The organism is Xanthomonas sp. MLO165, from assembly GCF_018831305.1.
Taxonomy (GTDB): Bacteria; Pseudomonadota; Gammaproteobacteria; order Xanthomonadales; family Xanthomonadaceae; genus Xanthomonas; species Xanthomonas arboricola.
In genome coordinates this window covers 1,666,057-1,693,046 of record NZ_CP029263.1, presented here as the reverse complement: position 1 = coordinate 1,693,046, position 26,990 = coordinate 1,666,057, and the positions used below count along the sequence as shown (strand labels likewise).

Annotated in this window: 24 protein-coding genes and 1 other RNA gene; 6 read left to right on the top strand and 19 right to left on the bottom strand. The window is 65.6% G+C overall.

What is annotated here, in order from left to right; translation table 11 throughout:
- Window positions 1–92: 92 nt before the first annotated feature.
- A complete protein-coding gene (gene fur / locus DGN21_RS07325; RefSeq protein WP_016901564.1) occupies window positions 93–503 on the bottom strand; it encodes a ferric iron uptake transcriptional regulator in 411 nt (136 codons plus the stop codon).
- 104 nt (window positions 504–607) lie between these two features.
- On the opposite strand from fur, the gene bamE reads away from it, so the two are divergent.
- Complete coding sequence (bamE, locus tag DGN21_RS07320; RefSeq protein ID WP_215825166.1) at window positions 608–1,003, top strand: outer membrane protein assembly factor BamE; 396 nt, start codon at window positions 608–610, stop codon at window positions 1,001–1,003.
- A gap of 276 nt (window positions 1,004–1,279) precedes the next feature.
- Here the strand turns inward: bamE and DGN21_RS07315 are convergent, their stop codons facing one another.
- Both DGN21_RS07315 and DGN21_RS07310 read right to left on the bottom strand, forming a co-directional pair.
- On the bottom strand, window positions 1,280–1,555 hold the full coding sequence (locus DGN21_RS07315) for an RnfH family protein (protein WP_126965559.1): 276 nt from the start codon (window positions 1,553–1,555) through the stop codon (window positions 1,280–1,282).
- 2 nt (window positions 1,556–1,557) lie between these two features.
- Window positions 1,558–1,989 (bottom strand): type II toxin-antitoxin system RatA family toxin, encoded by a 432-nt coding sequence (locus tag DGN21_RS07310; protein WP_016901567.1) that lies wholly within the window; start codon window positions 1,987–1,989, stop codon window positions 1,558–1,560.
- A gap of 60 nt (window positions 1,990–2,049) precedes the next feature.
- On the opposite strand from DGN21_RS07310, the gene smpB reads away from it, so the two are divergent.
- Complete coding sequence (gene smpB, locus DGN21_RS07305) at window positions 2,050–2,553, top strand: SsrA-binding protein SmpB (protein ID WP_006449452.1); 504 nt, start codon at window positions 2,050–2,052, stop codon at window positions 2,551–2,553.
- 142 nt (window positions 2,554–2,695) lie between these two features.
- Here smpB and DGN21_RS07300 read toward each other — a convergent pair whose 3' ends face one another.
- On the bottom strand, window positions 2,696–5,152 hold the full coding sequence (locus DGN21_RS07300; RefSeq protein ID WP_126965558.1) for a S8 family serine peptidase: 2,457 nt from the start codon (window positions 5,150–5,152) through the stop codon (window positions 2,696–2,698).
- Between the two features lie 133 nt (window positions 5,153–5,285).
- Here DGN21_RS07300 and ssrA point away from each other — a divergent pair.
- Window positions 5,286–5,682, top strand: a transfer-messenger RNA (tmRNA) gene (ssrA, locus tag DGN21_RS07295).
- Window positions 5,683–5,869: 187 nt separating this feature from the next.
- Here ssrA and DGN21_RS07290 read toward each other — a convergent pair.
- Entirely contained in the window at window positions 5,870–6,040 is a 171-nt protein-coding gene (locus DGN21_RS07290; RefSeq protein WP_164498205.1) for a hypothetical protein, read from the bottom strand.
- 107 nt (window positions 6,041–6,147) lie between these two features.
- Window positions 6,148–6,396 carry a hypothetical protein gene (locus DGN21_RS07285; RefSeq protein ID WP_065032450.1) on the bottom strand — a complete coding sequence of 83 codons (249 nt, stop codon included), beginning with the start codon at window positions 6,394–6,396 and terminating at the stop codon, window positions 6,148–6,150.
- A gap of 155 nt (window positions 6,397–6,551) precedes the next feature.
- Between DGN21_RS07285 and DGN21_RS07280 the strand changes: the two genes are divergently transcribed.
- Window positions 6,552–8,249 carry a diguanylate cyclase gene (locus DGN21_RS07280; RefSeq protein ID WP_126965557.1) on the top strand — a complete coding sequence of 566 codons (1,698 nt, stop codon included), beginning with the start codon at window positions 6,552–6,554 and terminating at the stop codon, window positions 8,247–8,249.
- 97 nt (window positions 8,250–8,346) lie between these two features.
- Here the strand turns inward: DGN21_RS07280 and DGN21_RS07275 are convergent, their stop codons facing one another.
- Window positions 8,347–8,652, bottom strand: coding sequence for a hypothetical protein (locus DGN21_RS07275; RefSeq protein ID WP_046342210.1), 306 nt, complete (start codon window positions 8,650–8,652; stop codon window positions 8,347–8,349).
- Between the two features lie 94 nt (window positions 8,653–8,746).
- On the opposite strand from DGN21_RS07275, the gene DGN21_RS07270 reads away from it, so the two are divergent.
- Window positions 8,747–9,721, top strand: a complete 975-nt coding sequence (locus DGN21_RS07270; protein WP_065032447.1) for a GGDEF domain-containing protein — start codon at window positions 8,747–8,749, stop codon at window positions 9,719–9,721.
- 136 nt (window positions 9,722–9,857) lie between these two features.
- On the opposite strand, the gene DGN21_RS07265 is transcribed toward DGN21_RS07270, so the two are convergent.
- The 6 genes from DGN21_RS07265 to DGN21_RS07240 form a co-directional block, all read right to left on the bottom strand.
- Complete coding sequence (locus DGN21_RS07265; protein WP_126965556.1) at window positions 9,858–11,282, bottom strand: efflux transporter outer membrane subunit; 1,425 nt, start codon at window positions 11,280–11,282, stop codon at window positions 9,858–9,860.
- The gene (locus DGN21_RS07260) at window positions 11,276–12,007 is read right to left on the bottom strand and encodes an SDR family oxidoreductase (protein ID WP_016904913.1); all 732 of its coding nucleotides are present in this window, start codon (window positions 12,005–12,007) and stop codon (window positions 11,276–11,278) included. Before DGN21_RS07260 ends, DGN21_RS07265 begins: the two co-directional genes overlap by 7 nt.
- 43 nt (window positions 12,008–12,050) lie before the next feature.
- A complete protein-coding gene (locus tag DGN21_RS07255) occupies window positions 12,051–15,221 on the bottom strand; it encodes an efflux RND transporter permease subunit (protein ID WP_024938935.1) in 3,171 nt (1,056 codons plus the stop codon).
- Between the two features lie 105 nt (window positions 15,222–15,326).
- Window positions 15,327–16,517 (bottom strand): efflux RND transporter periplasmic adaptor subunit, encoded by a 1,191-nt coding sequence (locus tag DGN21_RS07250; protein WP_039514498.1) that lies wholly within the window; start codon window positions 16,515–16,517, stop codon window positions 15,327–15,329.
- Window positions 16,514–17,287, bottom strand: a complete 774-nt coding sequence (locus tag DGN21_RS07245) for an SDR family NAD(P)-dependent oxidoreductase (RefSeq protein ID WP_046342206.1) — start codon at window positions 17,285–17,287, stop codon at window positions 16,514–16,516. The genes DGN21_RS07250 and DGN21_RS07245 overlap by 4 nt, the downstream gene beginning before the upstream one ends.
- Window positions 17,284–17,511, bottom strand: a complete 228-nt coding sequence (locus DGN21_RS07240; protein WP_081008617.1) for a hypothetical protein — start codon at window positions 17,509–17,511, stop codon at window positions 17,284–17,286. Before DGN21_RS07240 ends, DGN21_RS07245 begins: the two co-directional genes overlap by 4 nt.
- A gap of 130 nt (window positions 17,512–17,641) precedes the next feature.
- Here DGN21_RS07240 and DGN21_RS07235 point away from each other — a divergent pair, with 130 nt between their 5' ends.
- A complete protein-coding gene (locus tag DGN21_RS07235) occupies window positions 17,642–18,676 on the top strand; it encodes a LysR family transcriptional regulator (RefSeq protein ID WP_054592674.1) in 1,035 nt (344 codons plus the stop codon).
- A gap of 883 nt (window positions 18,677–19,559) precedes the next feature.
- On the opposite strand, the gene DGN21_RS07230 is transcribed toward DGN21_RS07235, so the two are convergent.
- The 6 genes from DGN21_RS07230 to DGN21_RS07205 form a co-directional block, all read right to left on the bottom strand.
- Window positions 19,560–20,285: an OmpA family protein gene (locus DGN21_RS07230; RefSeq protein ID WP_016902719.1), complete on the bottom strand. Its 726-nt coding sequence runs from the start codon at window positions 20,283–20,285 to the stop codon at window positions 19,560–19,562.
- Window positions 20,286–20,565: 280 nt separating this feature from the next.
- The gene (locus DGN21_RS07225; RefSeq protein WP_215825165.1) at window positions 20,566–21,984 is read right to left on the bottom strand and encodes a deoxyribodipyrimidine photo-lyase; all 1,419 of its coding nucleotides are present in this window, start codon (window positions 21,982–21,984) and stop codon (window positions 20,566–20,568) included.
- A 102-nt stretch (window positions 21,985–22,086) separates the two neighbouring features.
- Window positions 22,087–23,517: a replicative DNA helicase gene (locus DGN21_RS07220; protein WP_047130779.1), complete on the bottom strand. Its 1,431-nt coding sequence runs from the start codon at window positions 23,515–23,517 to the stop codon at window positions 22,087–22,089.
- Window positions 23,518–23,739: 222 nt separating this feature from the next.
- A complete protein-coding gene (locus DGN21_RS07215) occupies window positions 23,740–24,294 on the bottom strand; it encodes an NADPH-dependent FMN reductase (protein WP_215825164.1) in 555 nt (184 codons plus the stop codon).
- A gap of 76 nt (window positions 24,295–24,370) precedes the next feature.
- A complete protein-coding gene (gene asnB, locus DGN21_RS07210) occupies window positions 24,371–26,311 on the bottom strand; it encodes an asparagine synthase (glutamine-hydrolyzing) (protein WP_054591583.1) in 1,941 nt (646 codons plus the stop codon).
- 31 nt (window positions 26,312–26,342) lie between these two features.
- Window positions 26,343–26,987 carry a glutathione S-transferase family protein gene (locus DGN21_RS07205; protein WP_054591584.1) on the bottom strand — a complete coding sequence of 215 codons (645 nt, stop codon included), beginning with the start codon at window positions 26,985–26,987 and terminating at the stop codon, window positions 26,343–26,345.
- Window positions 26,988–26,990 lie beyond the last annotated feature (3 nt).

Below are 26,990 nucleotides of genomic sequence, written 5' to 3'. Positions count from 1 at the left end.
CCGCCATCGGGGGTGACCAGGCAGCCGATGGCGGCAAACGCACAAGGCGGCCGAAGCCGCCTTGTCGTTGCCGCACTACCACCGGCTTGCCGTCAGCGCGGACGCTTCTTGCGCACGTACAGCACCAGCGAGTGCTCTTCCAGCTCATAGCCATGCTGGGCGGCGATCTGCCGCTGCAAGGCCTCGATCTCTTCGCTCTCGAACTCGATCACGTGGCCGGTATCCACGTCCACCATATGGTCGTGATGGCCGCCGCGATCCAGCTCATAGACCGCCTGGCCGCCTTCGAAATTGTGCTTCAGCACCAGACCGGCGGCCTCGAACTGGGTCAGCACCCGGTACACCGTGGCCAGACCGATTTCGTCGCCATGGTCGAGCAGCTGCCGGTAGATGTCTTCTGCGCTGAGATGGTGCTGGTTGCTCTTCTGCTCGAGCAACTCCAGGATCCGCATCCGCGGATGGGTCACCTTGAGCCCGACTTTGCGCAGGTCGTGGGTTTCCATATGTTCTCCGTTCATTGGCGATTTAGCGCCAGCTGCCATCAAACGGGTCGCGGCGACCGGCGGGAGTGTATCATCGGCGTGATTTCCTCAGCACTTAATCCCCGATGCGTAATCTCCTGCTGGTCGCCGCCGTTGCTCTCTCCACCGCTGGCTGCGGCATCATCTACAAGCAGCCGATCTACCAGGGCAATCTGATCAAACAGAATGCCGTGGAGCAACTGCAGGTAGGCCAGAGCAAGCAGCAGGTCAGCGCGTTGCTGGGTACCCCCTCGATCCCCGATCCATTCCATTCGCAGCGCTGGGACTACACCTCCACCCAGCGTGTGGACCGTCTGGCGCGCACCGAGATCAAGAACTTCACCGTGTTCTTCGAAAACGAGCAGGTCGTTCGCTGGGAAGGCGATTATTTCCCCTCGCAGGACGAGCAGCTGGCCAAGTCGGCACCCAAGCAGTTCGGTCGCAATCTGGCCCGCGACAAGAAAAAGCAGCGCGGCCATTGATGCGCTCGGTCGCGCACTGCGCGATCGCCTGAGTGTCGCCGCACCAGAAAACGCATCCGTTTGAACGGATGCGTTTTTTATTTGCCTGGTCGCAGAGACGTGTTCGGTCAGGAACTGCAGCGCTGATCTGGATATCGACATCCGCGGTTTTCCGTCAGCCGTCTTGCGGCGACAGGCGCCTGCCCAAGCCACAGGCTGCGCTCGCTAGCCCAGATCATTCAACAGAAGAGCTCGCTGTTGCGCACGGCGCACATGCATCGCAGTGCCGGCCAACAGCTATCCGTTGGGACCGGCCTTTTTGCTCGGTCCGGCACGGCGACGCCGTGCCTCCTTCGGATCCAGCAGCAGCGGCCTGAGCAATTCCACCCGGTCGCCGTCGCGCAGCACCTGATCCGCGCGTGCAATCAGCCCATGGATCGCCTGCGCGGCAGGCGGTCGATCCGGTGCCAGACCGGAGGCGGCAATCGCCTCGGCCACGGTAGCGCCCTCGGCCAGCTCCAGCGATACCGAACTGCAGCGGTCCGGCCAGGCCAGCACGACGTCGATCCGCATGCTCAGACGTCGCCGCGATCGGCGACCCGCACGAAATCGTTGACCATGCGGTCGGCCAGGCCTTGAAAGCCCAGCGCTAGCGCCGGACCCAACAGCCGCGAGCTGGTTTCCACTTCCAGGGTCAGGCTGACCTTGCAGGCGTTCTCGCCCAGCGACTGAAACTCCCACAGGCCTTCCAGGCGCTTGAACGGCCCGTCGCGCAGATGCATGACGATGCGCTGCGGACGTTCGAGCACGTTTTCGGTGGTGAACCAGGTGCGGAACGACCCCAACCCCAGATCCAGCCGCGCCACGATATGCGCCTGGTCCTGTTCAAGCACCTGCGCAGCATCACACCAGCCGAAACGGCGCGGATAGGCGGCAACATCATTGACCAGATCGAACATGCGGGTGGCGCTGTGTTCGACCAGGGCGCTGCGACGGATGGTAGGCATTCGCTAACTTGTGAAAGACAGAAGATCGTTTGATGACGCCGAATCGGCGACAATGGCGGCATGAGCAAGAAACCAGCCAAGGATAAAGCAAACGGCGCGACGGCCACGAAAACCATCGCGCTGAACAAGCGTGCGCGCCATGAATACCACCTGGAAGAGCGCTACGAAGCCGGCCTGGCCCTGCAGGGCTGGGAGGTCAAGGCGATCCGCGCCGGCCGCGCCAACATCATCGACGGCTACGCCTATGTGCGCTCCGGCGAGATCTTCCTGATCGGCGCCCAGATCACCCCGCTGATCCAGGCCTCCAGCCACACCGTGCCGGTGGAACGCCGCGATCGCAAGCTGCTGCTGCACCGCCGGGAAATCGACAAGGTGCTGAGCAGCGTCGAACGCGACGGCTACACCCTGGTGCCGACAGCGCTGTACTGGAGCAACAACAAGGTCAAGCTGGAAATCGCGCTGGCCAAGGGCAAGCAGAACCACGACAAGCGCGACGCCGCCAAGGACCGTGACTGGCAACGCGACAAGCAGCGCGTGATGCGGCGGCATAACCGGGATGCGTGAGTAGCCGGGATTGGGGATTCGGCATTGGGGATTGGTAACGGCAAATCCATTCGCAGCCGGCGTTTGCATGGCTCTCGGCCCCGGCGAGCAACGCGGCGCGTAGAACCCATGCTCTTGCGAATCCCCAATTCCTAATCCCGAATCACGTCGCTCCAAGCATCCGCATCAAATTCGGCACTCCCCTGCCCTGCACATAGCGATCGCGTTGCAGGTCGGTGCTGGTGTCCAGCATCAGCTGCTTGACCCGATCCGGGAAGCCGATGAACTCGCGGCGGGCGGAGAGGAAGCCGGCCAGCACGCCGGAGACGTGCGGTGCGGCCATGCTGGTGCCACTCATCTCCACCATCAGGCTGGCCGGATCTTTCGGGTCGAAATCGTAATAGGCCGACAGGATCTTTTCGCCCGGCGCCACGACATCCGGCTTGCCGCGTCCATCGGCGGTCGGCCCGCGCGACGAAAAATACGACACGCCGTAATTGTGCGGGCTGCTCTTGTGCACCGAGCCGACCACGATGGCGTCTTCCAGATTGCCCGGGTCGCTGATCGACAGATCCATGTTGGCCGGATATGCATCGCCGTCGTTGCGCATCAACCAGGCCAGGCCTTCGTTGCCGGCGGCCACCACCACCAGCACGCCTTGCCGCCATAGCCGCCGCAACTCGTTGCACAGCGGCGTAAAACCGCAGCCGTAGCTCTCCGGATCGAAGTAGCCGCCCAGGCTCAGATTGACGCCATGGATGACCAGCTCGCCGGCGCGCTCGTTGATCGCTGCGACCTGCTGCACCGCCTTGATCATCCAGGAATCACGGCCGTTGCCGGCATCGTCCAGCACCTTGAACCCGTACAGCTGGGTGTCCGGCGCCATGCCGGCAAACTCCAGCGGTTTGCCCGGGTTGCCCTGCGCGTCGGGAATCACCGCGCGGCTATGGCCGGCGATGATCCCGGCGATATGCGTGCCGTGCCCGTGCCGATCCAGCCGAGCGAAGGCATCGCCGTCGGCGCGCGTCAATCGCCTGGCTGCCCCCCGCCGCGTGCAATCCCATTGCGCCACCACCGTGTCGCGCTCCCCCTTTACGAAGAAATGCGGGTGACTGGCTGCGATACCGGTGTCCAGCACCGCCCAGCCGATCTGTTGCCCGCGCGCGCGATACGCGGTGCGCGCCGCATCGGCATGCAGGACGTTGCCGGACACGTTGATCAACGCGCGCTTGCCGGCATCGCGCCACACGCGCCGGAATCCCAGCGCGCGGTAGCGGTCCTGCAGCGATTCGATCTCGAACCGCGTCAGCCGCGCCGACACAAACCGCTGCAAGCCATCTTCCAGCTCGATCGCCTCGTCCAGCGCATCGCCGCTCAAGCCGGTGGTCGCCGCAGCGGTCTGGCGCAACTGCGCCAACAGCAGCGCACGCGTGGCGGCCGGGTCGTCGCCCAGCAACCGGCGATCCAGCTCGATCAGCACCTCATGCCGGTACTCGGCGCCATGCGCTTCCAGCTGCTCGCTGAGATCCTTGATCAGCACCGCATTGGAGACCGGTTGGTCGAAGCCGACGCCCACCGCTTCGCGCACCGCCGCGCGCACCTGCGGAATCGACAGATAGCCCGAGCCCGAATGCGCGTTGTGCTGCCAGTCCGGATTCAGGCGCGCGCCCGCGAGGTTTTCGAAACGCCCCTTGGCGTTGGCGATGTCGTCGCCGAGATCCGGATCCAGCGCGATCGGGTCGCGCGTGTCGGCCACGTTGATCCAGCGCCGTACGCACGCGGGAAACGGCAGCTTGCGTGTGCCGGTCCAGCGCTTGAACATGCTGCGCACCTGCGGCAGGCCCAAAGGCGAGCCCAGGGTCAGGAACAGGCTGACCTCGCACTCGGCCGCCTGGAGCTGACGCAGCACGTCAAAGGCGATCATCGAGCCCTGGCTGTGCGCCACCACCACAAACGGCCCGCCACCCGAGCGCAACCGCTGCGTCAGGCTCTCGCGCATCAACGCCGCACGCTCGGGCACGAAGAACAAATCGTGCACGTCCTGCAGCAGCGCGGCGGAGATCAGCCGCAGCAGTACGCGGTTGATCGCATCGATCGGACCTTTGGCCTGCACCTGGCCCGCCGCCGGCATCGCGGGCGCGGCATCCAGTTCGTCCAGCAAGCGGTGCAGATCGACACGCTCTTGCTCGCTCTGCGCCAACGCATCGGCAAGCAAATGCAGATCCTGCTCGCCTGGCACCAGCCCAAGCGTGCTCAGGGCGCGCTGCACGCTCTGATTGAGCGCCGGGCCGACATCGCGCGCATCGCAGTTACCGGGTTCGGCAACCGGATAGCGCTCGCGATTGACCCAGTACGCCAGGCGCGTGCGCTCGCCCATCGGCCGCCCGAACAAGGCCTTGTCCCACTGACAGCGCAGCACCTCGGCCGGCGGCTTGTTGCCGATGCCATGGATGTAGATCACGGTGCGCGCCTTGCCCTGCACGCGCGTCAGTACGGTGTCCTGCGCTTGCTGCTGCGCAGCCTTGGCTGCGCGTCGAGGCCTGGGGGCGTCGACGCCCGATGCGCGTTTGCGGGGCGTGCTGCGTGCCTGCCGCGGACCTGGGGACTTGCCTGTCGCCATCGTTTGGCTCCTTGATTACCAGACTTTTCCGTCCGATAGGACTGAAGCCACTGTAAGCGCTGCACGTCTCACCACTTGTGACAGGGCGCTCCGATCCCTACACTGACCAGGTCAGCGTTTTGATGCTTTCCCCGGGGGTGCACTGGTTTCGACGGGGGTCGCGAAGTCGCTTGGCGCATGCCGAGGGGGCAGCTTTCCTCGTTAATCCAGCAGCAAACTTTTAGTTGCCAACGATGACAACTACGGTTCGGACTTCGCTATCGCCGCTTAATTGGCTTTAGTTGTAGTTCTACAGCCGCCTTAGGCGAACCCCCGAACCTACTTGTGCCCGTGCTCGTAGGTGTAGGGTCATTATCACGGAACCATCGGTAGTGGCTGCCTGTCAGCTACCGGTTAGATAAAGCAGGCTGGTTTCCAGGTGCGCTTTGCCAACCGTGCTGCCTGGGAATGAGATCCAACGGAGGGCTAAGCATGTAGTGCTGGGGATGGAGTGCTTCCGGACGGCGGTTCGATTCCGCCCACCTCCACCAAACAACGGTCCTAAGACGACCGACTAAGGCCGGGACTCCTCGATGCAGAGGGCTTCCGGCCTTTTTCATGGGCGATACCCTGCCGTGGTGACGCATGATCGGCAGCGACATGGCGCTGACAGAATGCCGCATCGCGTCTCGCCCGACAGCCCCTGCATCGCAGACGGCGGCGGGCTTACCTGCTGAGTCAATTAGTGACGTGGGCGGTCTGTTCGGTGCATTCGGCGGATGCGGCTGCGACGACGCTGTCCGCGTCATGCGCAGGCACTGCATCGCCACGCAGTTGATCGAATAGCGCGAGCAGTTCGGTGGCTTCCTGCTGCAGCAGGGCCAGGGCACTTTTGTTGGGCTCTTGCATGTCGCTTCCGTCCAAGACGCTCCCCAGCGTTGTTCAGGGCTGAAAGCAAACCGTATGCCAGCTGGTGCGGTGCCGGCATGGTCGATGCGACCGGGCACGCATGCCGCTCACGCGGACTCGAGCTGCCGCTGCGCTTCGGCATGCATCGCTTCCAGCGTCACCATGCCGGCAACCCGGGCGGCGGCCATGGCGCTGCGGTGGTCGGGAAACGTGGCAGACAGGGCGCTGCCCGCCAGGTCGCCGGCGCTGCCGGCCCCAATCTGGGCGATCTGCCAGTCGGCGACCCAGCCGCGGCTGGGGCCATCGCCCCGGGCAGCGCGACAGGTCAATCGATAGCTACCAAGGAAAATGACCACTCTGTTGCCCGGCTCGGTGACGAGCATGAAGGATACCGTCGTGCCGGCGCCGGAGCGACCTCAAGCCCGTCCCGCAGCTGACTGACAAGCGAAGTGGAGCATGGGCACGCGACTTGCATCAGCCTCAACCAGACAATCGATGTCAGGGGAACACGGTGTTAACCAGGAACGCAAAACGTCACGCCGCCGGCGCCTTGTTGCTTGGCGGGGTGATCTTCGTCCTGATCGGCGTGGGCGGTTATTTCACCACGCAGCGCTCGCTGGCCGATGCCGGCTGGGTGACGCATACGCAGGAAGTGATCGCCAGCATCGACGAGATCCAGGCCGGGATGCTGTCGGCAGAGTCGTCGGTGCGTGGCTATGTCCTGACCGACAATGAAGCGTTTCTCGGGGTGTACGCCGATGCGATCGGGCGGCTTCCCGAGCGCATCGTGCGGCTGGATGCCCTGGTGCAGGACAACCCGGTGCAGCGGCGCAACGTCGTGGCGCTCGGACGCCTGGTGGACATGCGCCTGGTCCAGATCAATGACCTGTTGCACAGCTATCGCAAGCAGGGCCTGGATGGCGCGCGCGCCTCGATCGCACGCGGCGTGTTCCAGACCTCGTCGTCGCTGCGCCGCCAGGTGCAGACCATGACGGAACTGGAGCGCCAGCAACTGGTGAAGCGTACCGACACCAATGCGCGCAGCGCGCAGTGGGTGCTGTGGGTGACGGTGGTCGGGATTTTCAGCGGCTTGCTGGTGATGTTGCTGGCCTACCGGTTGCTGTCGCGCGAACTGGAACGACGCGTGCTCGCCGAAGACGCGGCCAGCACGACCAGCGAACGCCTGATCGAATCGTTCGCTACGCTCGAACGCACGTCGGCCGGGCTGGAGGCGCTGGCACGTTACTCGGGCCTGCTGCAGAACTGCCGCAATGCCGAGGAAGCGCTGGAAATCACCGCCCGCACGATCGCCCCGCTGATCCCGGGCGCGGCCGGCGCGGTCTATTTGCTGCGCGCCTCGCGCGATCGTGCCGAACAGGTGGTGGCCTGGGGCACGATGGCCGACGACGACAACGCCAGCATCGCCCCGGACACGTGCTGGGCCTTGCGCCGCGACCGCACGCATGTGGTGGAAGACGCCAGCCAGGGCATGCTCTGCCAACACATCGGCGCCAATCTTCCGGCGCATGCGAGCACCGCCTGCATCCCGCTATCGGCTCAGGGCACGCAACTGGGGATGCTGGCGCTACGCAGCGAGGATCCGCGCGATCTGGCCTCGTTGACCGTGGCCGAGGCCGCAGCCGAACAACTATCGCTGGCGTTGCACAACCTGCGCCTGCGCGAGACGCTGCGCCAGCAATCCATTCGCGATCCGTTGACCGGTCTGTACAACCGCCGTTATCTCGAAGAAGCGCTCAATCACGAACTGGCGCGCTGCACGCGGCGGGCCCTCCCCTTGTCGGTGCTGATGCTGGACGTGGACCACTTCAAGCAGTTCAACGATCTGCACGGCCACAGCGGCGGCGACCGCGTGCTGGCGGCGATCGGCGAATTCCTGCTGGCGCAGACGCGCGGCGAAGACATCTGCTGCCGCTATGGCGGCGAGGAGTTGACGATCATCCTGCCGGAAGTGGATCTGGCGACCGCCTGCAGGATGGCCGAGAAGCTGCGTGCCGGCATCGAAACGCTGCAGGTGATGGCCGATGGCGTGTCGTTGCCGAAGGTCAGCGCCTCGTTCGGTGCGGCCAGCTTTCCCCAACATGCGGGCAATATGGCGCAGTTGCTGCGTCGCGCGGACGAGGCGCTGTACCGCGCCAAGCAGGCCGGACGCAATCAGGTAGTGAGTGCGGGCGCCGCAGCCGCAGGCTGAGACATGCCGTTATCAGATTGGACCTGCGTCTGCGGGCATACCGACGCGCCACGCGCGCCCGCAATGCAGGCGTTGCACTGACCGCGCACAGCGGGCATCAAGCGCAACTGCGCCCATCCGCATCGGTTGGAATCAGGCCGGCACCCGCCAGCATGTTGTCGACGCGGGTCCGCACATAGGCCGCGTCCTCGGCCGCGGCACTGCTGAGCACGGCCTGGGCACGCGCCTGAAAATCGAGATAGTCAAAATCCGCGTCTTCATCGGCCGATAGCTGCGGCAGTTCGTCCTGCAGCGCGTCCAGGCGCATGTCGAGTTCTTCGCGTGTGGGCATGGCAGACTCCGACGGCAAAGACGCTACGGTTGCGGCACGGCCGTCAAGGATGTGCGAAGCCCGACCCGGCAACGCTTCATTTTCCGACCCGCTGCCGCGGCGCGTGCACGCTCAACTTTCGCAAGGCTCCGCCGATAATGATGCCGACTCCTATAGAACCTTCCCTGTGATCCTCCACCTGCGGCGGGATTTCCGTCTCGGCATCGTCAAGATGCTGGGGCCGATCACCGCGCTGTTGCTTTGCCTCTATGCGGTGTACCTGGCCATTACCGGTCAGGCGCTGGCCTGCCTGATCACCGCATCGCTCGGTGTGCTTGCGATATGGCGTGGCTGGAAGATGCGCGATGCAGAGCGCACCGGCGCTGGCGGCGTGTGGCTGGCCTCGATCAATGTGGGCGGCTGTCTGGTGGCCTGCTGGACCGGCGGCGATGGCGCCCTGCCCTGGCTGTTTCCAGTGCTGGCCACCAATTACTTCCTGTGCGGCCCGCAACGCGCCGTGCTGCTGAGCCTGCCGCTGCTGGCGGCGCTGCTGCTGTTGCCGGGCCTGATCGTCAGCCCCGGCCAGGGCGTGTCGACGGTCGTGGTGACGCTGGTGACGCTGGCGGTGGGGTATGCGTTCTCGCTGCGCATGCAGGACGACCGCGTGCATCTGGAAGAGCTGGCCTCGCTGGATGCGCTGACCGGCCTGCCCAACCGGCGCATGCTCGAGCGTGCGCTCACCCATCAGATCGACCGACGCCAGCCGAATGAACGGCTCAACAGCCTGATCATTCTGGATCTGGACCATTTCAAGGAGGTCAATGATCTCTACGGGCATGCCGCAGGCGACGCCGCGTTGTCGGATCTGGCCACGATCCTGCGCTTCGAAGTGCGCGAGCCACACCAGGTGTTCCGCTTCGGCGGCGAAGAATTCGTGGTGCTGTTGCGTGCCGGCTCCCTGCAGGAACTGGAAGCTGCCACCGAGCGCCTGCGCAAGGTGATCCGCAACGGGCTGCGTGGCCCGGGTGGGCGGATCACGGTGTCGCTGGGCGCGGCCCGCCATGACGGCGAAACGCATTGGCAGGACTGGTTTTCGCGTGCCGATGCGGCGCTGTATCTGGCCAAGAACGGCGGCCGCGACAGCGTGCGGGTTGCCGACTGAGCGCAGCCCTCGTGTGATCGGCCGGTCGGCAGGCGTTCCGACGGTCGCCCGGAATCCAGCCGCCGTATCGGCCGACGAAGCGTTGGCGCAGCCGGGTGCCTGCAGGACGACCTGACGGCCGCCCTGCAGGCCTGCCTCACCGATTGAGCACGGCCACCGGTGCCGCAGGTGCTTCGCCCTGCTTCCAGCCGCCCAGCGCCTTGTACACACCGACCACGCCGACATTCACCGCGGCCTCGGCCTGCGCCAACGCATCGTCGGCGGCCAGCTGGGTGCGTTGCGCGTCCAGCAGGGTCAGGAAGTCTTCCGAGCCCTCGCGGTAGCGGATCTGCGCCAGTTGTTCGGCACGTCGCGCCGCATTGGCCTGCTCCACCACGATCGCCAGGCGTGCCTGCTGGCGGCCGTAGCCGATCAAGGCGTTCTCGGTGTCTTCCAGCGCCAGCAACACGGTCTGCTGGTATTGCGCCAAGGCACCGTCGGCCTGCGCCTTGCTGGCACGCAGGCGGGCACGCACGGTGCCAAAGTCGAATGCCGCCCAGCTGATCGACGGGGTGATCGACCAGGCCTTGCCGCTGCCCTCGGTCAGCCTGGCCGCGTCGCCGGACAGGAAGCCGACAAAGCCGCTGACGCTGATGCGCGGGAACAGATCCGCGGTGGCCACGCCGACCTGCGCGGTGGCAGCTGCCAGGCGACGTTCGGCGCTGCGCACGTCCGGGCGCTGACGCAGCAATCCGGCGGTATCGCCCAAGGGCAACGCACGTGCGAACGCCGGCGTGGTGCGCGCCACCAGGGTGGCGTCCAGGGCATTGGGCGCCTGGCCGAGCAGCACCGCCAGGCGATGGCGGTACTGCGCCTCGGCGGTTTCCAGCAACGGAATGTCCGCCTCGATCGCCTTCAGGCGCGCCAGGCTGCTCTGCACATCCAGTTCGCTGCCGGCGCCCAGGTCCCAACGCGTCTGCGTCAGCCGCTGGGTGTCGTGCAGGTTGGTCAGCGTGCGCTTGGACACCTCCAGCTGCTTTTGCGTACCGCGCAACTCGAAGTAGTTGCGCGCCACTTCGGCAGCGACGGTGACCTGCACGTCGAGCAGGCTGGCCTGCTCGGCTTCCAGATCCGCACGTGCCGCTTCCGAGGCGCGCCGCTGGCGGCCGAACAGGTCCAGCTCCCAGGCCGCATCCAGACCCAGGGTGGTCTGCTCGGTGAGGAAGCGCTGGTTGCCGGCAACCACCTGCTGTTGTTCGCGTCGATCGAAGCTGCCCTGCGCGGTGATGTGCGGGGCCTGGTCGAGGCGACGCTCGACGAACACCGCGCGTGCCTGCTTGACGCGCGACACGGCGATGCGCAGATCGTGGTTGGCGAACAAGGCATCGCGCACCAGTTGTTCCAGCACCGGGTCGTCGAACTGCGACCACCAATTACCGACCGGTGATTCGCCGCTGAAGGCCGCATCCTGCGCGCCCTGCAAGGTCACCGCGGCCGGCGGGTCGGGCCGGTAATCCGGCCCCACCGCGCAGCCGCTGAGCACCAGCGCAGCCAGTGCCACGCTCAGAAAGGTTCTTACCATGGCAACACTTCTCCCAGATGCGTAAAGCTGCCGGTGGCGCCGTGCGCGTCGAGCAATGCCATTTGCACGCTGCTGTGCGCGCCCTGCTCCACCTCGATCTCGCCGCCGCCACCGTTCATGTCGGTTTTGACGTAGCCCGGATGCACGGTGTTGACCTTGATGGCGGTGTCGCGCAGCTCATGGGCCAGGTGCACCGTCCAGCTGTTGACCGCGCTCTTGGAGGCGTCGTAGGCGGGAATCTTGAAGTCGTAGATCGGCGAACCGGGCTGGGTATGCAGGGTCAGCGAGCCGAGCATGCTGGACACATTGACGATGCGCCCGGCCAGCGAGCGACGCAGCAGCGGCAGGAACGCCTTGGTGACGCTGACGACCGCGAATAGGTTGGTGTCGAAGGTGCGCTTCCACACCTCCAGGCTCTGCTGCGACGGCGTGCGCTGCATGTCCTCGATCATGATGCCGGCGTTGTTGATCAGGATGTCCAGGTGGCCATGGCGCTGCTCCACCGTGCCGACTGCCGCAGCGATGCTGATGTCGTCGTTGACGTCGAGCTGGATGGCCTCCACCGGCAGGCCTTCGGCCTGCAGCTTGAGTGCGGCGGCGACGGCATCGTCGCGCTTGCGCCCGGCCAGCAGCGTATGCACGCCGGCCTGGGCCAGTTGTCGAACGGTTTCCAGGCCGATGCCGCGGGTGGCGCCGGTGACCAATGCGATCTTGTGGTTGCTCATTTCAATGTCCTTGTACTGCGAATGGGAATTGGGGACGACGCACTCACGCCTTGAGGTGATCGTGCGCGACGGTGGCCGGTGCAGCGGGTTCGCGACGGGTGACCCACTTGCGCAGCGCCACGTAGAACACCGGGGTCAGGAACAGGCCGAACAAGGTCACACCGAGCATGCCGGCGAACACGGTGATACCGGTGACCGAGCGCACTTCGGCGCCGGCGCCATGCCCGAACACCAGCGGCACGGTGCCGGCGATGAAGGCGATGGAGGTCATCACGATCGGACGCAGACGCAGGCGGCAGGCTTCGAGCGCGGCCTCGACGATGCCCTTGCCGTGCATTTCGAGTTCGCGGGCGAACTCCACGATCAGGATCGCGTTCTTGCACGCCAGGCCCATCAGCACCACCAACCCCACCTGCACGAACACGTTGTTGTCGCCGCCGGTGAGCCACACGCCGAACAAGGCCGACAGCAAGGTCATCGGCACGATCAGGATCACCGCCAGCGGCAGCGTCCAGCTCTCGTACAACGCAGCCAGCACCAGGAACGCCAGCAACACCGCCATCGGGAACACGATCAACGCCGAGTTGCCCTGGGTGGATTGCTGATAGCTCAGGTCGGTCCACTCGATGTTCATGCCGTTGGGCAACACCTTGGGCGCCATGCCGGCCAGCGTCTGCATCGCCTGGGTGGAGGAGAGCACGCGCGGGTCCGCTTCACCGATCAGGTCGGCCGCCGGGTAGCCGTTGTAGCGGATCACCGGATCCGGGCCGTAGGTCTGGCCCAGTGTAACCATGCTGCCGATCGGCACCATCTGCCCACGATCGTTGCGGGTGCGCAGGTTGGCGATGTCTTCGACACTGTCGCGGAACTGTCCGTCGGCCTGGGCGATCACCTGATAGGTGCGACCGAAGCGATTGAAGTCGTTGATGTAGGACGAACCCAGATAGGTCTGCAAGGTGTCGAACAGGTTGGTCAGCGGCACGCCCTGCGCCTTGGCCTTGTCGCGATCGACCTTGGCGTCGAGCTGCGGCACATTGGCCTGATACGTGCCGATCGGGAACTGCATGCCCGGCGTCTGCGAGATCGCACCGGACATCGCATTGACCGCACTCTGCAACTGGCCATAGCCCAGGCCGGCGCGGTCCTGGATGTACAGCGAGTAGCCCGAGCCCTGCCCCAGGCCCAGGATCGGCGGCGGCATGAACGCAAACGCAAAGCCCTGCTGGATCTGGCTGATGCGGGCGTTGATCTCCGCGTTGATCTGCGCCGCAGTGCGGCTGCGCTGGCTGAACGGCTTGAGCGTCAGGAACACCGTGCCGGTATTGGGCGTGTTGGTGAACTGCAGCGGGTTCAGGCCCGGGAACGCAATCGCGTGGTCCACGCCTTCGGTCTGCAGCGCGATCTGGGTGATCTGACGGATCACTTCGTTGGTGCGTTCCAGCGAGGCGCCTTCCGGCAACTTGGTTCCGGCAATCAGGTACAGCTTGTCCTGGGTCGGAATGAAGCCGCCCGGCACCACCTTGAACATGAAGCCGGTGACCACCAGCAGCAGCACATACACCGCGAACACCGCGCCACGCTTGCCCAGGGTGCGCGAGACCGCGCCCTGGTACTTGTGCGAACTGCTGTTGAAGAAGCGATTGAACGGACGGAACAACCAGCCGAACAAGCGATCGATCAACCGCGACGGGCCATCCTTCGGTGCGTCATGCGGCTTGAGCAACATGGCGGCCAGTGCCGGCGACAAGGTCAGCGAATTGATCGCCGAAATCACCGTGGAAATGGCGATGGTCACCGCGAACTGCTTGTAGAACTGGCCGGTCACGCCCGATAGGAACGCCATCGGCACGAACACCGCGCACAGTACCAGCGCGATGGCGATGATCGGCCCGGACACCTCGCGCATCGCCTGATGCGCAGCAGCCAACGGGGCCAGTCCTTCTTCGATGTTGCGCTCGACGTTTTCCACCACCACGATCGCATCGTCGACCACGATGCCGATCGCCAGCACCAGGCCGAACAGGCTCAGCGTGTTGATCGAAAAACCCAGCAGGTAGAGCGCGGCGAACGTACCGACCACCGACACCGGCACCGCCAGCAACGGAATGATCGAGGCGCGCCAGGTCTGCAGGAACAGGATCACCACCAGCACCACCAGCAGCACCGCTTCCAGCAGCGTGTGCACCACCGCGCTGATCGAGTCGCGCACGAACACGGTCGGGTCGTACGCAGCCGACCACGCCATGTCCTGCGGGAACTGCTTTTCCAGCTCGGCCATCTTGGCGCGCACCGCATCGGACAATTCGATCGCGTTGGCACCCGGCGACTGGAACACGCCCATGCCCACCGCGTTCTTGTTGTCCAGCTGCGAGCGCAGGGTGTAGTTGCCCGCACCCAGTTCCAGGCGCGCCACATCCGACAGGCGCACGATCTCGCCGCTGTTGCCGCTGCGGATCACGATGTTGCCGAACTCTTCTTCGGTGGTCAGGCGGCCCTGCGCATTGATCGACAGCAGGAAGTCGCTCTTGTTGGGCATCGGCTCGGCACCGAGCTGGCCGGCGGAAACCTGCACGTTCTGCTCGCGGATGGCCGCCACAACGTCGCTGGCGGTCAGCCCGCGCGCGGCGACCTTGTCCGGATCCAGCCAGATGCGCATGGCGTAATCGCCGGCACCGAAGATCTGGATCTGGCCCACGCCCGGCAGGCGCGACAGTTCGTCCTTGACCTTCAAGGTGGCGTAGTTGCTCAGGTACAGCGAGTCGTACTTGCCCTTGGGCGAGGTCAGATGCACGACCATGGTCAGCGTTGGCGATTGCTTCTGCGTGGTCACGCCCTGGCGCCGTACGTCCTCGGGCAGACGCGCCTGCGCCTGACTGACGCGGTTCTGCACCTGCACCTGCGCCTGGTCCGGATCGGTGCCCGGCTTGAAGGTCACGGTGACCACCAGCACGCCATCGGAGCCGGCGACCGACTTCATGTACATCATGTCTTCCACGCCGTTGATGGCTTCCTCAAGCGGCGTGGCGACGGTCTCGGCGATGACCTTGGGGTTGGCGCCCGGATACACCGCACGCACCTGCACGCTCGGCGGTACCACTTCCGGGTACTCGCTGATGGGCAGCAGCGGCATGGCGATCAGGCCGGCAGCAAAGATGATGATCGACAGCACCGCGGCAAAAATCGGCCGGTCGATAAAAAAACGGGAAAAGTCCATTGGGGTGGTCCTGAAAGAGGTTGCCGCCGGGTGGCGGCGCGGCACAGCGGGCCCGGACCGGCCTTGTTTCAAGGCCGGTTGTCACGGGTGCGATGCAGCGATGAATCAGTTCGACGCGGTGCGCTTGTCCGGTGCGGCGGCCATGGCCACGGTCTTGGCATCGACCGGCATGCCAGGCATGAAGATCTTCTGCACGCCATCGACCACCACGCGGTCGCCGGCGGCCAGTCCCTTGCGCACGATGCGCAGGCCGTCGGCATTGCGGCCCAGCTCGATGTCGCGCCGTTGCGCCTTGCCGTCCTTGTCGACCACGTACACGTACTTGCGGTCCTGATCGGTCAGCACGGCCTTTTCGTCGACCAGCATGGCCTTGAACTGGCCGCTGCCCAGCAACTGCACGTGTGCATACAGGCCTGGCGTGAACTGGCGCTGCGCGTTGTCCAGCACCGCGCGCACGCGGATGGTGCCGGTGCTGCGGGTCACCTGGTTATCCAGGAAATCCACGCGCCCGGTATGCGGGAAGCCCTGCTCGCCGACCAGGCCGATGCGCACCGGCAACTCGCCGCCGCGCGCATCCGGACGCTCGCCGTTGCGGGCCATCTGCGAATAACGCAGGAAGGTGCCTTCGTCGGCATCGAAGTACACGAACACCTTGTCCAGCGACACCAGCGTGGTCAGCACGCTGGCACTGTCGCTGGCGGTGACCAGATTGCCGGCGGTGACCATCGCACGCCCGGCGCGGCCATCGATCGGCGCACGCACGCGGGTCCAGTCCAGGTTGAGCTTGGCGGTATCCAGCGCGGCCTGTGCGGCCAGCAGATCGGCGTCGGCCTGATCGGCGGCAGCGCGGCGCTGCTCCCAGGTCTCGGTCGAAATGGCCTGCTGGTCGGACAATTTGCGGGCGCGTGCCGCTTCGCTGCGGGCCAGCGTGGACTGCGTGCGTGCACGCACCAGCGCCGCGTTGGCACGCGCGAATTCGGCACGGTAGCTGCGGTCGTCGATGCTGAAGAGCACATCGCCCTTCTTCACTTCGGCGCCTTCGACGTAGTTGACCTTGTCGATATAGCCGGACACGCGCGGGCGCAGCTCGACGCTTTCCACCGGCTCGATGCGGCCGCTGAATTCGTCCCACTGGCTGATCTCCTTCAGCAACACCGGGGCGACGCTGACGCTGGGCGGCGGCGGCGCGCCGGTCTCGGCAGCCTTGCTGCCGCAACCGGCCAGCACAACCGCGAGTACGGCGCCCGTCAATACAGTACGCAAGGGAAAACGGAACGGGGTGGCGTTCGGGGTCATGGGGAAATCTCTCGGGTGGGGATGGGAAAATGCAGACCGGCGAGCCGGTCGGCCGAAGGAGCGGCGTGCAGGCGACGGCTGACGGTCACGATGGCTTGCCCGGGCTGGCCAGGCCCGGCGATCAGTGAAACTGCGGCACGGCCGACATCCACGGCGCGGATCCATTCCGGACACGCGTCCTTGGCGCGGCCCGGCGTACACACCGGCTGCTCGACCGACAGCAGGTGCACGCGGACGCCGAGCGGCTTGGCTTCCTCGTGCAGGACCTGGGCGAGCATGCGGGTGGCGGCAGCAGCAATCGAGGTATCGCCGTGCGCGGCCCAGGCACGCAGCGCGCAGGGGCTGCCCAGCAACAGGTAGCGGCCACCGCCCTCGGCCTCGGCCAGCAGCGGCAGCAGATGCCGCGCGGCCGCCAGGTGCGGCAGCACATCGCGCTCGATGCGGCGACGCAGCGCAGTGACCGGGCGGTCCAGCAGGCGGCCGGCCTTGAGCGGGCTGCCCACGCTGGCGATCACCGCCGCCAGCGGACGCGGGCGCTGGGCCAGTTCGCCGGCCAGCGCCTGCGCCGAAGCGTCGTCGGCGACCGAGCCCTGCAAGGTTTCCAGCAGCGGTGTATTGCCATGCTGCGCGCGCAGCGCGTCGAGCTTGGCGGCGTCGCGTCCAATCACCAGCACCGGCATCCGGGCATCGAGCAAGGCGGCGACGATACCGGCGCCGACATTGCCCGCGCCGCCAATGACGGCTGTCTCGGATTGGACCATCCCGGTCATGGGACTTTCACTCCCGACATCGGGACAATTCCGCGCTGCGCCAGACGCGCCGACAGTCCAGTCCGCTGTGTCGGAGCGCCGCCGGCCTGACGCCGGGGCGATGCCGAAAAAGCGCGCGAAACGCCGGTACGCGGGCTTCTCGCCGTGGAAACCACTGGATCGAAGGCACCTTCGATGGCGCTACGCGATGTCGACGACAAGCCGAAAACATTGCACAACCACATGGCCGTGCTCCTGCATGGAGGGGATGCCGCATAAGTTAGGCCCCAAACCAGCACTTGATTAGTCCGGATTTAGGGGAATAATCGTCCCGTAAGCGGTCTAATCCCTCCTGACCCCCGGAAGGCAGTCCCCATGACTCACGATCTCAACGACACCCTGATCTTCGTCAAGGTGGTCGAACAAGGCAGCTTCATCGCCGCCGCCAACGCGCTCGGCCTGCCCAAGACCACCGTCAGCCGCAAGGTGCAGGAACTGGAAACCCGCCTGGGTGCCCGCCTGCTGCACCGGACCACGCGCCGCATCGGCCTGACCGAAGCCGGCTCGGTCTATCACGAACATTGCCAGCGCATCGCACGCGAACTGGAAGAAGCCGAGAGCGCCGTCGGGCAATTGCAGTCCGGTCCGCGCGGCTGGCTGCGCTTCACCGTGCCCTACTCGCTGGGCATCACCTGGATCGCGCCGTTGCTGGGCGAGTTCCATGCGCAATACCCGGAAATCCAGCTGGACATGCATCTGGGCAACGAGAAGCTGGACCTGATCGGCGGCGAAGCCGATCTGGCACTGCGCGTCGGCGCGCTGCCCGATTCCAATCTGGTGGCGCGCAAGCTCGGCAGCCTGCGCACGCAGGTCTTCGCCAGCCCGTCCTACATCGAGCGCTATGGCGAGCCGCTGCATCCGGACGAGCTGCAGTTCCATCGCACGCTGGCGCTGCGCAAGAACCGCAACGTGCACAACAACCGCTTTTTCTGGTCGCTCAGCGACGGCAGCGATGTGCGCGATTTCCCGGTCAATCCGTTGATGGTGGCCAACGATCCGGCTGCGCTCAATGGCGCGGTGCTATGCGGCGAAGGCTTGCTGTTGACCGGCGATGTGATGGCCAAGCCCTTCGTGCAATCGGGTCTGGTGCGCCGGGTGCTCGCGGGTTGGACCGGGCCGGAGGTGGACTTCAACGCGGTGTTCGCCGGCGGCCGCCTGGTCTCGCCGAAAGTGCGCGCTTTCGTGGACTTCCTGGTGACGCGGATGAACTTCGACGCGGACTACATGATGGCGCAGTGCCCCGCGCGTCTGGCCGCGCAAAAGGCCGACAACGATGCAAAGATCGAGGTCGGCGCAGACGCGGAACTGCGTGCAGAAGGCAAGCGCATCCTGGAAAACGTCACGGCGTAGTCCGTAATCAAATAGTCGCCTAATGGGGCACCCTCCCTCGGGACAAGGTGCCCGAAGGGCGATGGGGAGACGTTGCCCGTACAAGCGAAAACGTCCCGGCTGCTACAAATCCCGAATCCCGAATCCCGAATTCCTGCAGGGGTGTCGGGGCCATCCGGCGCCGGTACTGCTTGTCGCGGCGAATCACCATGACCGTTGTCGACCGATGCAATCCTGAAGCGACCGCGCGCGCGCTTTAGCGTGGTCTGGAGATCCGAAGCTGCGTTGGTCAATGCCTAGCGATAACGTCTAGCTGCAAGTCAAAAGATCAGTCGGTCGAGTGCGCGGTGCCCTCACCGCTTGCGGGACACGCCGTGAATCCGTCCATGGAGGCTCCTCGGCGGCATCCATGCCGCCGAGGGTCCCGCAACCGGCAAGGACACCGCACCAGAGAGTTGGTCGGCTGCTTTTTTAAGGATTGTTACTCGGCTTGCGATAGCAGATGCGACGTTTGTAGCTTGCGTGTTGAAAGCACGTTTGTTGCTCGGTTTGCGATGGGAAAATGGCGAGAGGTTGATCGAACACTTAGTGCTCCGAGCAACCTACGGCTTGCCTTGCTTGCAACCACGCACACCGACCATCCCGACAGGTCCTTGCCCGCCCACCGTCGCGGGACCTTACGCGGCATGGATGCCGCGTAAGAGCCTACACGGACGTACTTGCGGCGCGTCCCGCGATGGTGGGCGGGCAAGGGCCCTGCAGAAAACCCGCAGATCGGCAGCTTTGCACCCGATGCGCGCCTGATCAGAAATTCGTAGCGCAAAAAAACAGGCCGCTTTCGCGGCCTGTCTTGCTTACCCATCGCGGCTCGTCAATCGACTCGCCACGATTCAGTGAGGCAGACTCAACGCATGCCCGTGTTGTTCCCGGCACCCTCCGAGCGCAGCGGGATCAGGCGGATTTCGACGCGGCGGTTCTGTGCGCGGCCGGCATCGGTGCTGTTATCGGCGATCGGGTAACGCTTGCCGGCGCCCATGGTTTCCATGCGCTCACGCTGCACGCCTTGTGCGGTCAGATATTGCGCGACCGCGCCGGCGCGTTCTTCGGACAGACGCTGGTTGACCGCGTCGCTGCCGACGCTGTCGGTGTGACCGACCACTTCCACCATGGTCTGGTTGTACTCGCGCAGTGTGGACGCCACGCCATTGAGCGCGCTGTAGAACTGCGGCTTCAATGCAGACTTGCCGAAGTCGAAGGTGATGCCGTCGGGCAGGTTCAGGGTGATGTTGTCGCCCTGGCGCTGCACTTCGATCCCGGTGTTGGCGGTGCGCTCGCGCAGTGCGCGCTCCTGGCGATCCTGGTACTGGCCAACCGCCGCGCCACTGAGCGCGCCGATGCCGGCACCGACCATCGCATGCTGACGACGCTCGGTGGCGCTGTCGCCGGTCAGCAGACCAGCGGCCACGCCGATCGCTGTGCCGATCAGCGCATTGCGGCCGGTGCGGTTCTGCTGTTGGGTCTGCTCGCCGTACTGGTCGCGCTGCACATACGAGCCGCCGGTGGCGCAGGCGGACAACGCAATGGCGCTGGCCAGGGCAACGGCAAGGCTCTTGGTGGCTGCTGGGGACATGGTGTTCTCCTGTGGCCGGACCATCCGGCACTCAATCGTGTCGGCGAGGATAAACAGGCCAACGCGACTGGCGCATGATGAAACCGACCGCCGATCGCGCGCGGCTAGTGTTGCATTCAGGAAAACGTTTTCTGCTCGGACAGCGGCATGCCCACACATAACGCATTCGGTGATGTGCGAAACAAGCGTCGCAGCGCACGCATGCAACGCTGCAGCCTTGTAGAAGAGAACACGCAGAAGCGAGCATCAGCTGACCACGCAATCAGGATGTCGCTCGCGCTTAGCCGCGCGTTTTTGCATACGCCGCCAGCGCCGCATCGCGGCCTTCGGCCAGGCCGATGATCGGCGTGCGCGGATACTTCGGTGCCAGACGCGCCAGCGACAACGGATGCAGCCACGGTGCGAAGCGCTCCTTCACCGCAAGCTTGCCGAGCTCAGGTACCCAGCGCGTGATGTAGGCGGCCTGCGGATCGAACTTCTCCGCCTGCGTGACCGGATTGAACACACGGAAATACGGCGCTGCATCGGCGCCGGTACCGGCCACCCATTGCCAACCCAGGGTGTTGTTGGCCAGGTCCGCATCCACCAGGGTGTCCCAGAACCAGCGCGCGCCTTCGATCCAGTGCACGCGCAGATGCTTGCACAACAGGCTCGCCACGATCATGCGCACGCGGTTGTGCATCCAGCCGGTGTGCCAGAGCTGGCGCATGCCGGCATCGACGATCGGAATGCCGGTGCGGCCCCGCTGCCAGGCCTGCAATGCGACCGGGTCCAGCTTGGCCCAGTCAAAGCCTTCGAAACGCGGGTTGAGATTCTGGTTTGTGGTGTCGGGAAAATGGTGCAGCAGGTGATACGCAAAATCGCGCCAGCCCAGTTGGCGGATATAGCCGTCGATCTCGGCACCGTTGCGTGCGTTGCGATTGGCTTCCAGCGTGCTGGCGATCCGCCAAGGCGCAATCTCGCCGAAATGCAGATGCGGCGACAACTGCGAGGTGCCGACCCGGTCGGGCCGGTCGCGGTTTTCGCGATACCCGGACAGCGCGCCGTCGATGAAGATTTCCAGCATCTCGTGCGCGCCGGCCTCGCCGGGCTGCCAGTGTTCCCAGAAGCCTCGGTCCCAGTCCAGCGCCGGCACCAGCCCCAGCGTGTCCAGCGCAGCGCTCTTCAAGTGCGCAGGCAACGGCGGCAGGCTGCGCGGTGCCGGCACGGCAGCCGGCAATTGCAGCTGCGTAAGCGCATTGCGCCAGAACGGGGTGAACACCTTGTAGGGGCCGCCCTGCTGCGTCGTCAACTGCCATGGTTCGACCATCAGTGCGGAGTTGCAGCTCTGCACTTCGATCCCGCGCTCGCGCAGGCTGCGCTTGATCTGCGCATCGCGCGGCTGCGTGGCCGGCTCGTACTTGCGGTTCCAGTACACCGCCACCGCCTTGGTCTGCGCGATCACCTCATCCAGCACCTGCGCACTGTCACCGGCGCGCATCACCAGACCGCTGCCGAGCGCGCGCAGGGCCGCATCCAGCGCCGCAAGCGAGCGATGCCGCCAGCTCCGCGAGGCGGCGCCCGGCGTCCACTCGCCCTCTTCGTGCGGCGCATCGATATACAGCGGAATCGGCTGGTGCCCTGCATCCAGCGCAGCCTGCAAGGCCGGGTTGTCCTGCAGGCGCAGATCGCGACGGAACCAGACGATGGCGTAGGACATACAAGCTCGGCAGCGGCGATGAGGCGCGCAGCATAAGCCAGCAGATGCAAGGATGGCGCGATGCCGCAGCGACGGATTGTCGCCCGGCATCACGCAGGGGGTTTATTCGAAACTGCCCACCGAATCGTGGGCCAGATTGTCGAATCGGGTGTATTCGCCGAAGAACTTGAGCTTGCACGACCCGGTCGGTCCACCGCGGTGCTTGCCGATGATGATCTCGGCCAGGCCCTTGTCCGGCGAATTTTCCTTGTTGTAATAGTCGTCGCGATAGATGAACACGATCATGTCCGCGTCCTGCTCGATTGCGCCGGATTCGCGCAAGTCGGCCATCACCGGGCGCTTGTCGGTCCGTGTTTCCAGCGAGCGGTTGAGCTGCGACAACGCAATCACCGGCACGTTGAGCTCCTTGGCCAGGCCCTTGAGCGAACGCGAGATTTCCGAGATTTCGGTCGCGCGGTTTTCACTGTTGCCCGGCACCGACATCAGCTGCAGGTAGTCGATGACGATCAGGCCCAGGTCGTGCTCGCGCTTGAGTCGGCGGCACTTGGAGCGCAGCACTTCCGGCGACACGCCCGGCGTGTCGTCGATGAAGATCTTGGTTTCCTTCAGCATCTTGATCGCGCCGGTCACGCGCGCCCAGTCCTCGTCTTCCAGCGCGCCGGTACGCAGGCGTTGCGCATTGATGCGGCCATTGGACGAGATCAGGCGCATCGCCAGCTGCGATGCCGACATTTCCATCGAGAATACCGCCACGCCCTTCTTGGATTTGATCGCGGCATATTCGGCGATATTCAGCGCGAACGTGGTCTTGCCCATTGCCGGACGCGCGGCCAGGATGATCAGGTCGGTCGGCTGCAGGCCGGAGGTCATCGCATCGAAATCGTTGTAGCCGGTCGGCAGGCCGGTGATGTTGCCGCCGTTTTCGAAACGGCTGCGCAATTCCTCGAAGGCGTCCTTCAGCGCGCCCGGCATCGCCACGAAGTCGGTGCGCCCGCGCGCGCCGGCCTCGGCGATCTTGAACACCGCTTTTTCCGCCGACGACAGCAACTCCACGCTGTCGCGCCCCTCCGGCTGGAAGCCGTCGTTGACGATGGTGGTGCCCACTTCGATCAGCTGCCGCAACACCGCCTTGTCACGCACGATCTCCGCGTATGCGGCGATATTGGCTGCCGAAGGCGTGGTGCTGGCCAGCTCGATCAGGTAGGCGCCATCGCCGACCTGCTCCAGCTTGCCCTGCGATTCGAACCACTCGCCCAGGGTTACCGCATCGAAGGGGCGGTCCTTCTCGTTCAGTTCGCGAATCGCACGGTAGATCAGCCGGTGATCGCGGCGGTAAAAGTCGTTTTCGGTCAGCTGGTCATTGACCCGGTCGAACGCATCCGGCGCCAGCATCAACCCGCCGAGCACGGCCTGCTCGGCCTCGACCGAATGCGGCGGTACCCGCAACTGGTCAAGCCGCGGCTCGGGACGATCGTAATCGTCGTCGTCGCGATCGCGATTGCGCTTGGAACGGAAACCAGGACGAGCGGACATGGACAAACAGACCTGACGCGAGGGAGACGAGGGCAGGAAGCATAGTCATCGGCGGCGCCGACGACCATGCACAACTCTGTGGATAACTGGTGGACAGCCGGTGCATCACCGTTCTACGCGACCGCTGTCGCAACCACCGAGACGCTTGCTGCGCCTGGGTTTGCGCCGCATTACCGGTGCCGGTTGACAGCTGTCTCCAGGCCCAACGCCGCTGTGGTCAACTCAGTGCTTAGACTGTTCGACCAGGCCCAGGAAGGCGTCGACGAAGCCCTGCAGGAACTTGCGGCTGTCGGCATTGGCAACCTGGTCGTCGGCACCAAACAGGCCCTCCTTGTACTGCAGGAAGACTTCCGGCTGGCCAAGCACCCGCATGTCCAGATACGACAGCACATTGCGCAGGTGCTGCTGCGCGGTGGCGGTGCCGATCGCCCCGACCGAGATGCCGACCACGGCGGCCGGCTTGCCCGCAAACGCGCTATCGCCGTAGGGGCGCGAGCCGGTATCGAGGGCGTTCTTGAGCACGCCGGGAATCGAGCGGTTGTACTCCGGGGTGACGAACAGCACCGCGTCAGCAGACCGGATCTGTTGCTTCAGCCGCGTGCCTTCTGCCGGGTAATCGCCATCATGGTCCTGGTTGTACGGCGGGATGTCGCCGATCTCCACATACTCGAACACGGCCTTGTCGCCGGCCAGATGCTCCAGCGCGCGCGCCAGTTGGCGGTTGTAGGACGCTGCACGCAGGCTGCCGACCAGCACGGCGATGGTGATCTTGCTCATGGGGAACGCTCCATTGGGGGAATCAGCGCCCGACTCTAGTGAGCCTGGCGCTCAGACCCGGTGAAGCGCGGCTGCCTCAGCGGCCGATCGCGGCGCGTTGGGCGCGCCAATGCACCTGCCAGGCCTGGAACATCAGCACCGTCCACAGATGCGTATGCCATTTGCGCTCGCCGCCGTTGAAGTCCCTCCACAGCCCGGCGACGGTGTCGGCGGCGAACACGCCGTCGCGCTCGAGCGTGGCGTGCGCCAGCAGATCGTCGGCCCAGCCGTGCAGGTCGCCACGCAACCAGGCACTGACCGGCGCACCGAAGCCGCGCTTGCCGCGGTAGACCATCGGGTCGGGCAGATAGCGGCACAGCACGCGCTTGAGCAGGTACTTGCTGACCCCGTCGCGGTACTTCAGCGACAGCGGCAGCGACCAGGCGAACTCGGCCACCCGCCAGTCCAGCAACGGTGCGCGCGCTTCCAGCCCCACCGCCATGGTGGTGCGGTCCACCTTGCACAGCAGATCGTCGGGCAGATAGGCGGCGAAGTCGGCCAGCATCATCGCGTCGGCCGGCGTGCCGGAACCGTGCAGTGGGTCGGCCAGGCTGTAGAAACTGTCGGGCTCGGTCGCGCCCAGCACCACCGCGGCCGGATCGCGCCAGCGCGAGATGCGGTTGCGGTAGATGTCGCCGATGCCGCGTGCGCCGGCCTCGGCCACCAGCGCGGCCAGGCCGCCGGTGCGCGAAGACTCGCCGTTGCGGCGCGCCGCCAGCGCCATCAAGCGCCGCAGCGGCCCCGGCACCAGCCCATGCATGCGCCAGTTGCGCAGCGCACGCTGGTAACGGCCGTAGCCGAAGAACAATTCGTCGCCGCCATCGCCGGACAGCGCCACCGTCACCCCGCCGCGCGCCAGCCGTGCGACCAGCGCGGTCGGCACCTGCGAGGCATCGGCGAAGGGCTCGTCGAACATGTCCGGCAGGGTCGGCACCACCGCCAGCGCGTCGGCGCCGCTGACATACAGCTCAGTGTGGTCGGTGTGCAGATGCGTGGCCACTTCGCGCGCCAGCGGCGCTTCGTCGTGATGCGAACCTTCGAAGCCGATGCTGAAGGTATGCACCGGCTGGGCGCTCTGCGCCTGCATCATCGCGGTGACGATCGACGAATCGGTGCCGCCGGACAGGAACACGCCCACCGGCACGTCGGCCACCATGCGCAGCGCCACCGCATCGCGCAGCACGGCATCGAGCTGTTCCTCGGCCTGTGCATCGCTGCCGGTGAACGGCGCCGCCAGCGCGCGCTGCATCGCCTCGCGCGCATTCCAGAACGGCTGCTGCGCCTGGTCCGGCCGATGCGCCGCCGCGCCGGCCGCCACCATCTGCGCATCCAGCCGCAGCACCCGCCCGGGCATCAACTTGAAGGTGCGCTCGTGGATGCAGGCCGGCGCCGGGATGTAGCCCAGCCGCAGCAGCAAGGTCAGCGCATTGCGATCGACCCCGTTATCGAAGTCCGGGTGCTGCCACAGCGCCTTGAGTTCGGAGCCGAACACCAGGGTGTCGCCGGCCCAGCCGTAGTACAGCGGCTTCTTGCCGACACGGTCGCGGGCCAGATACAGGCAGTTGTCGCGCTCGTCCCACAACGCCAGCGCGAACATGCCGTTGCAGCGGGTCAGGGTGTCGTCCAGCCCCCACTCCACCACCGCCGCCAGCAGCACTTCGGTATCGGAATGACCGCGGAAGCGGTGCCCGAGTGCGGACAGCGCCGCGCGCAGCTGCGCGAAGTTGTAGATCTCGCCGTTGTAGGCCAGCACATACCGGCCATCGGCCGAGCGCATCGGCTGATGGCCCAGCGGAGACAGATCCAGGATGCTCAAGCGTTGATGCGCCAGCGCCACGCCGGCCTGCGCATCGCACCAGGTGCCGGCATCGTCGGGGCCGCGATGACGCAAGGCCGCGCCCATCGGCCGCACCAGCGCATCGAGTTGTTCGCCATGCATGCGTGGCGAGGCCAGCAGCAGTCCAGCCAATCCGCACATCGTCAGTGCTCCTGCCGGCAGCGCATGCCGCTCATGCCGTCACCGCGCCGGGCGCAGGCGCCGGCATTGCGATAAAACCGGGTACTGCCTGCACGCGCTGCAGCCAGGCACCGATCGCCGGCCAGCGCTCCAGATCGAAGCCGCCGTCCTCGGCGCAATGGGTGTAGGCAAACAGCGCGATATCGGCGATGCCGTAGTCGCTGCCGGTAAACCAGCGGTGCTGCTGCAGATGCTGCTCCATCACGGCCAGCGCCTGCTCGCCGCGGGCGCGCAGCTGCGGCAGTTCGGCGCGGCGCGCGGCATCGCGCGGCGTCCACAGGCTGATGAACCGCGCCACCGCGACATACGGCTCATGGCTGTATTGCTCGAAGAACATCCAGCTCAAGGCCTGCGCGCGCTGCCACGCGTCGGTGGGCAGATACGGAGTGCCTTCGGCCAGCCAGAACAGGATCGCGTTGGATTCGGTCAGCACGCGGCCGTCGTCGCGCTCCACCATCGGCACCTTGCCGTTGGGATTCTTGGCCAGATACGCGGGCGTGCGGGTTTCGCCGGCGACGCTGTCGACCTCGACCCAGTGATAGCGGCTGCCCAGTTGCTCCAGCAGCAGGCGCACCTTGTAGCAGTTGCCGGAACTGGACATGCCATGGACGGTCAACGGGGGACGCACGGTCGACATCAA

Excerpts from the sequence above, each read along its gene's own strand:
- fur (WP_016901564.1), bottom strand. The coding sequence starts at position 503 with ATGGAAACCCACGACCTGCGCAAAGTCGGGCTCAAGGTGACCCATCCG.
- bamE (WP_215825166.1), top strand. The coding sequence starts at position 608 with ATGCGTAATCTCCTGCTGGTCGCCGCCGTTGCTCTCTCCACCGCTGGC.
- DGN21_RS07315 (WP_126965559.1), bottom strand. The coding sequence starts at position 1,555 with ATGCGGATCGACGTCGTGCTGGCCTGGCCGGACCGCTGCAGTTCGGTA.
- DGN21_RS07310 (WP_016901567.1), bottom strand. The coding sequence starts at position 1,989 with ATGCCTACCATCCGTCGCAGCGCCCTGGTCGAACACAGCGCCACCCGC.
- smpB (WP_006449452.1), top strand. The coding sequence starts at position 2,050 with ATGAGCAAGAAACCAGCCAAGGATAAAGCAAACGGCGCGACGGCCACG.
- DGN21_RS07300 (WP_126965558.1), bottom strand. The coding sequence starts at position 5,152 with ATGGCGACAGGCAAGTCCCCAGGTCCGCGGCAGGCACGCAGCACGCCC.
- DGN21_RS07290 (WP_164498205.1), bottom strand. The coding sequence starts at position 6,040 with ATGCAAGAGCCCAACAAAAGTGCCCTGGCCCTGCTGCAGCAGGAAGCC.
- DGN21_RS07265 (WP_126965556.1), bottom strand. The coding sequence starts at position 11,282 with ATGGTAAGAACCTTTCTGAGCGTGGCACTGGCTGCGCTGGTGCTCAGC.
- DGN21_RS07260 (WP_016904913.1), bottom strand. The coding sequence starts at position 12,007 with ATGAGCAACCACAAGATCGCATTGGTCACCGGCGCCACCCGCGGCATC.
- DGN21_RS07255 (WP_024938935.1), bottom strand. The coding sequence starts at position 15,221 with ATGGACTTTTCCCGTTTTTTTATCGACCGGCCGATTTTTGCCGCGGTG.
- DGN21_RS07250 (WP_039514498.1), bottom strand. The coding sequence starts at position 16,517 with ATGACCCCGAACGCCACCCCGTTCCGTTTTCCCTTGCGTACTGTATTG.
- DGN21_RS07245 (WP_046342206.1), bottom strand. The coding sequence starts at position 17,287 with ATGACCGGGATGGTCCAATCCGAGACAGCCGTCATTGGCGGCGCGGGC.
- DGN21_RS07240 (WP_081008617.1), bottom strand. The coding sequence starts at position 17,511 with ATGTGGTTGTGCAATGTTTTCGGCTTGTCGTCGACATCGCGTAGCGCC.
- DGN21_RS07235 (WP_054592674.1), top strand. The coding sequence starts at position 17,642 with ATGACTCACGATCTCAACGACACCCTGATCTTCGTCAAGGTGGTCGAA.
- DGN21_RS07230 (WP_016902719.1), bottom strand. The coding sequence starts at position 20,285 with ATGTCCCCAGCAGCCACCAAGAGCCTTGCCGTTGCCCTGGCCAGCGCC.
- DGN21_RS07225 (WP_215825165.1), bottom strand. The coding sequence starts at position 21,984 with ATGTCCTACGCCATCGTCTGGTTCCGTCGCGATCTGCGCCTGCAGGAC.
- DGN21_RS07220 (WP_047130779.1), bottom strand. The coding sequence starts at position 23,517 with ATGTCCGCTCGTCCTGGTTTCCGTTCCAAGCGCAATCGCGATCGCGAC.
- DGN21_RS07215 (WP_215825164.1), bottom strand. The coding sequence starts at position 24,294 with ATGAGCAAGATCACCATCGCCGTGCTGGTCGGCAGCCTGCGTGCAGCG.
- asnB (WP_054591583.1), bottom strand. The coding sequence starts at position 26,311 with ATGTGCGGATTGGCTGGACTGCTGCTGGCCTCGCCACGCATGCATGGC.
- DGN21_RS07205 (WP_054591584.1), bottom strand. The coding sequence starts at position 26,987 with ATGTCGACCGTGCGTCCCCCGTTGACCGTCCATGGCATGTCCAGTTCC.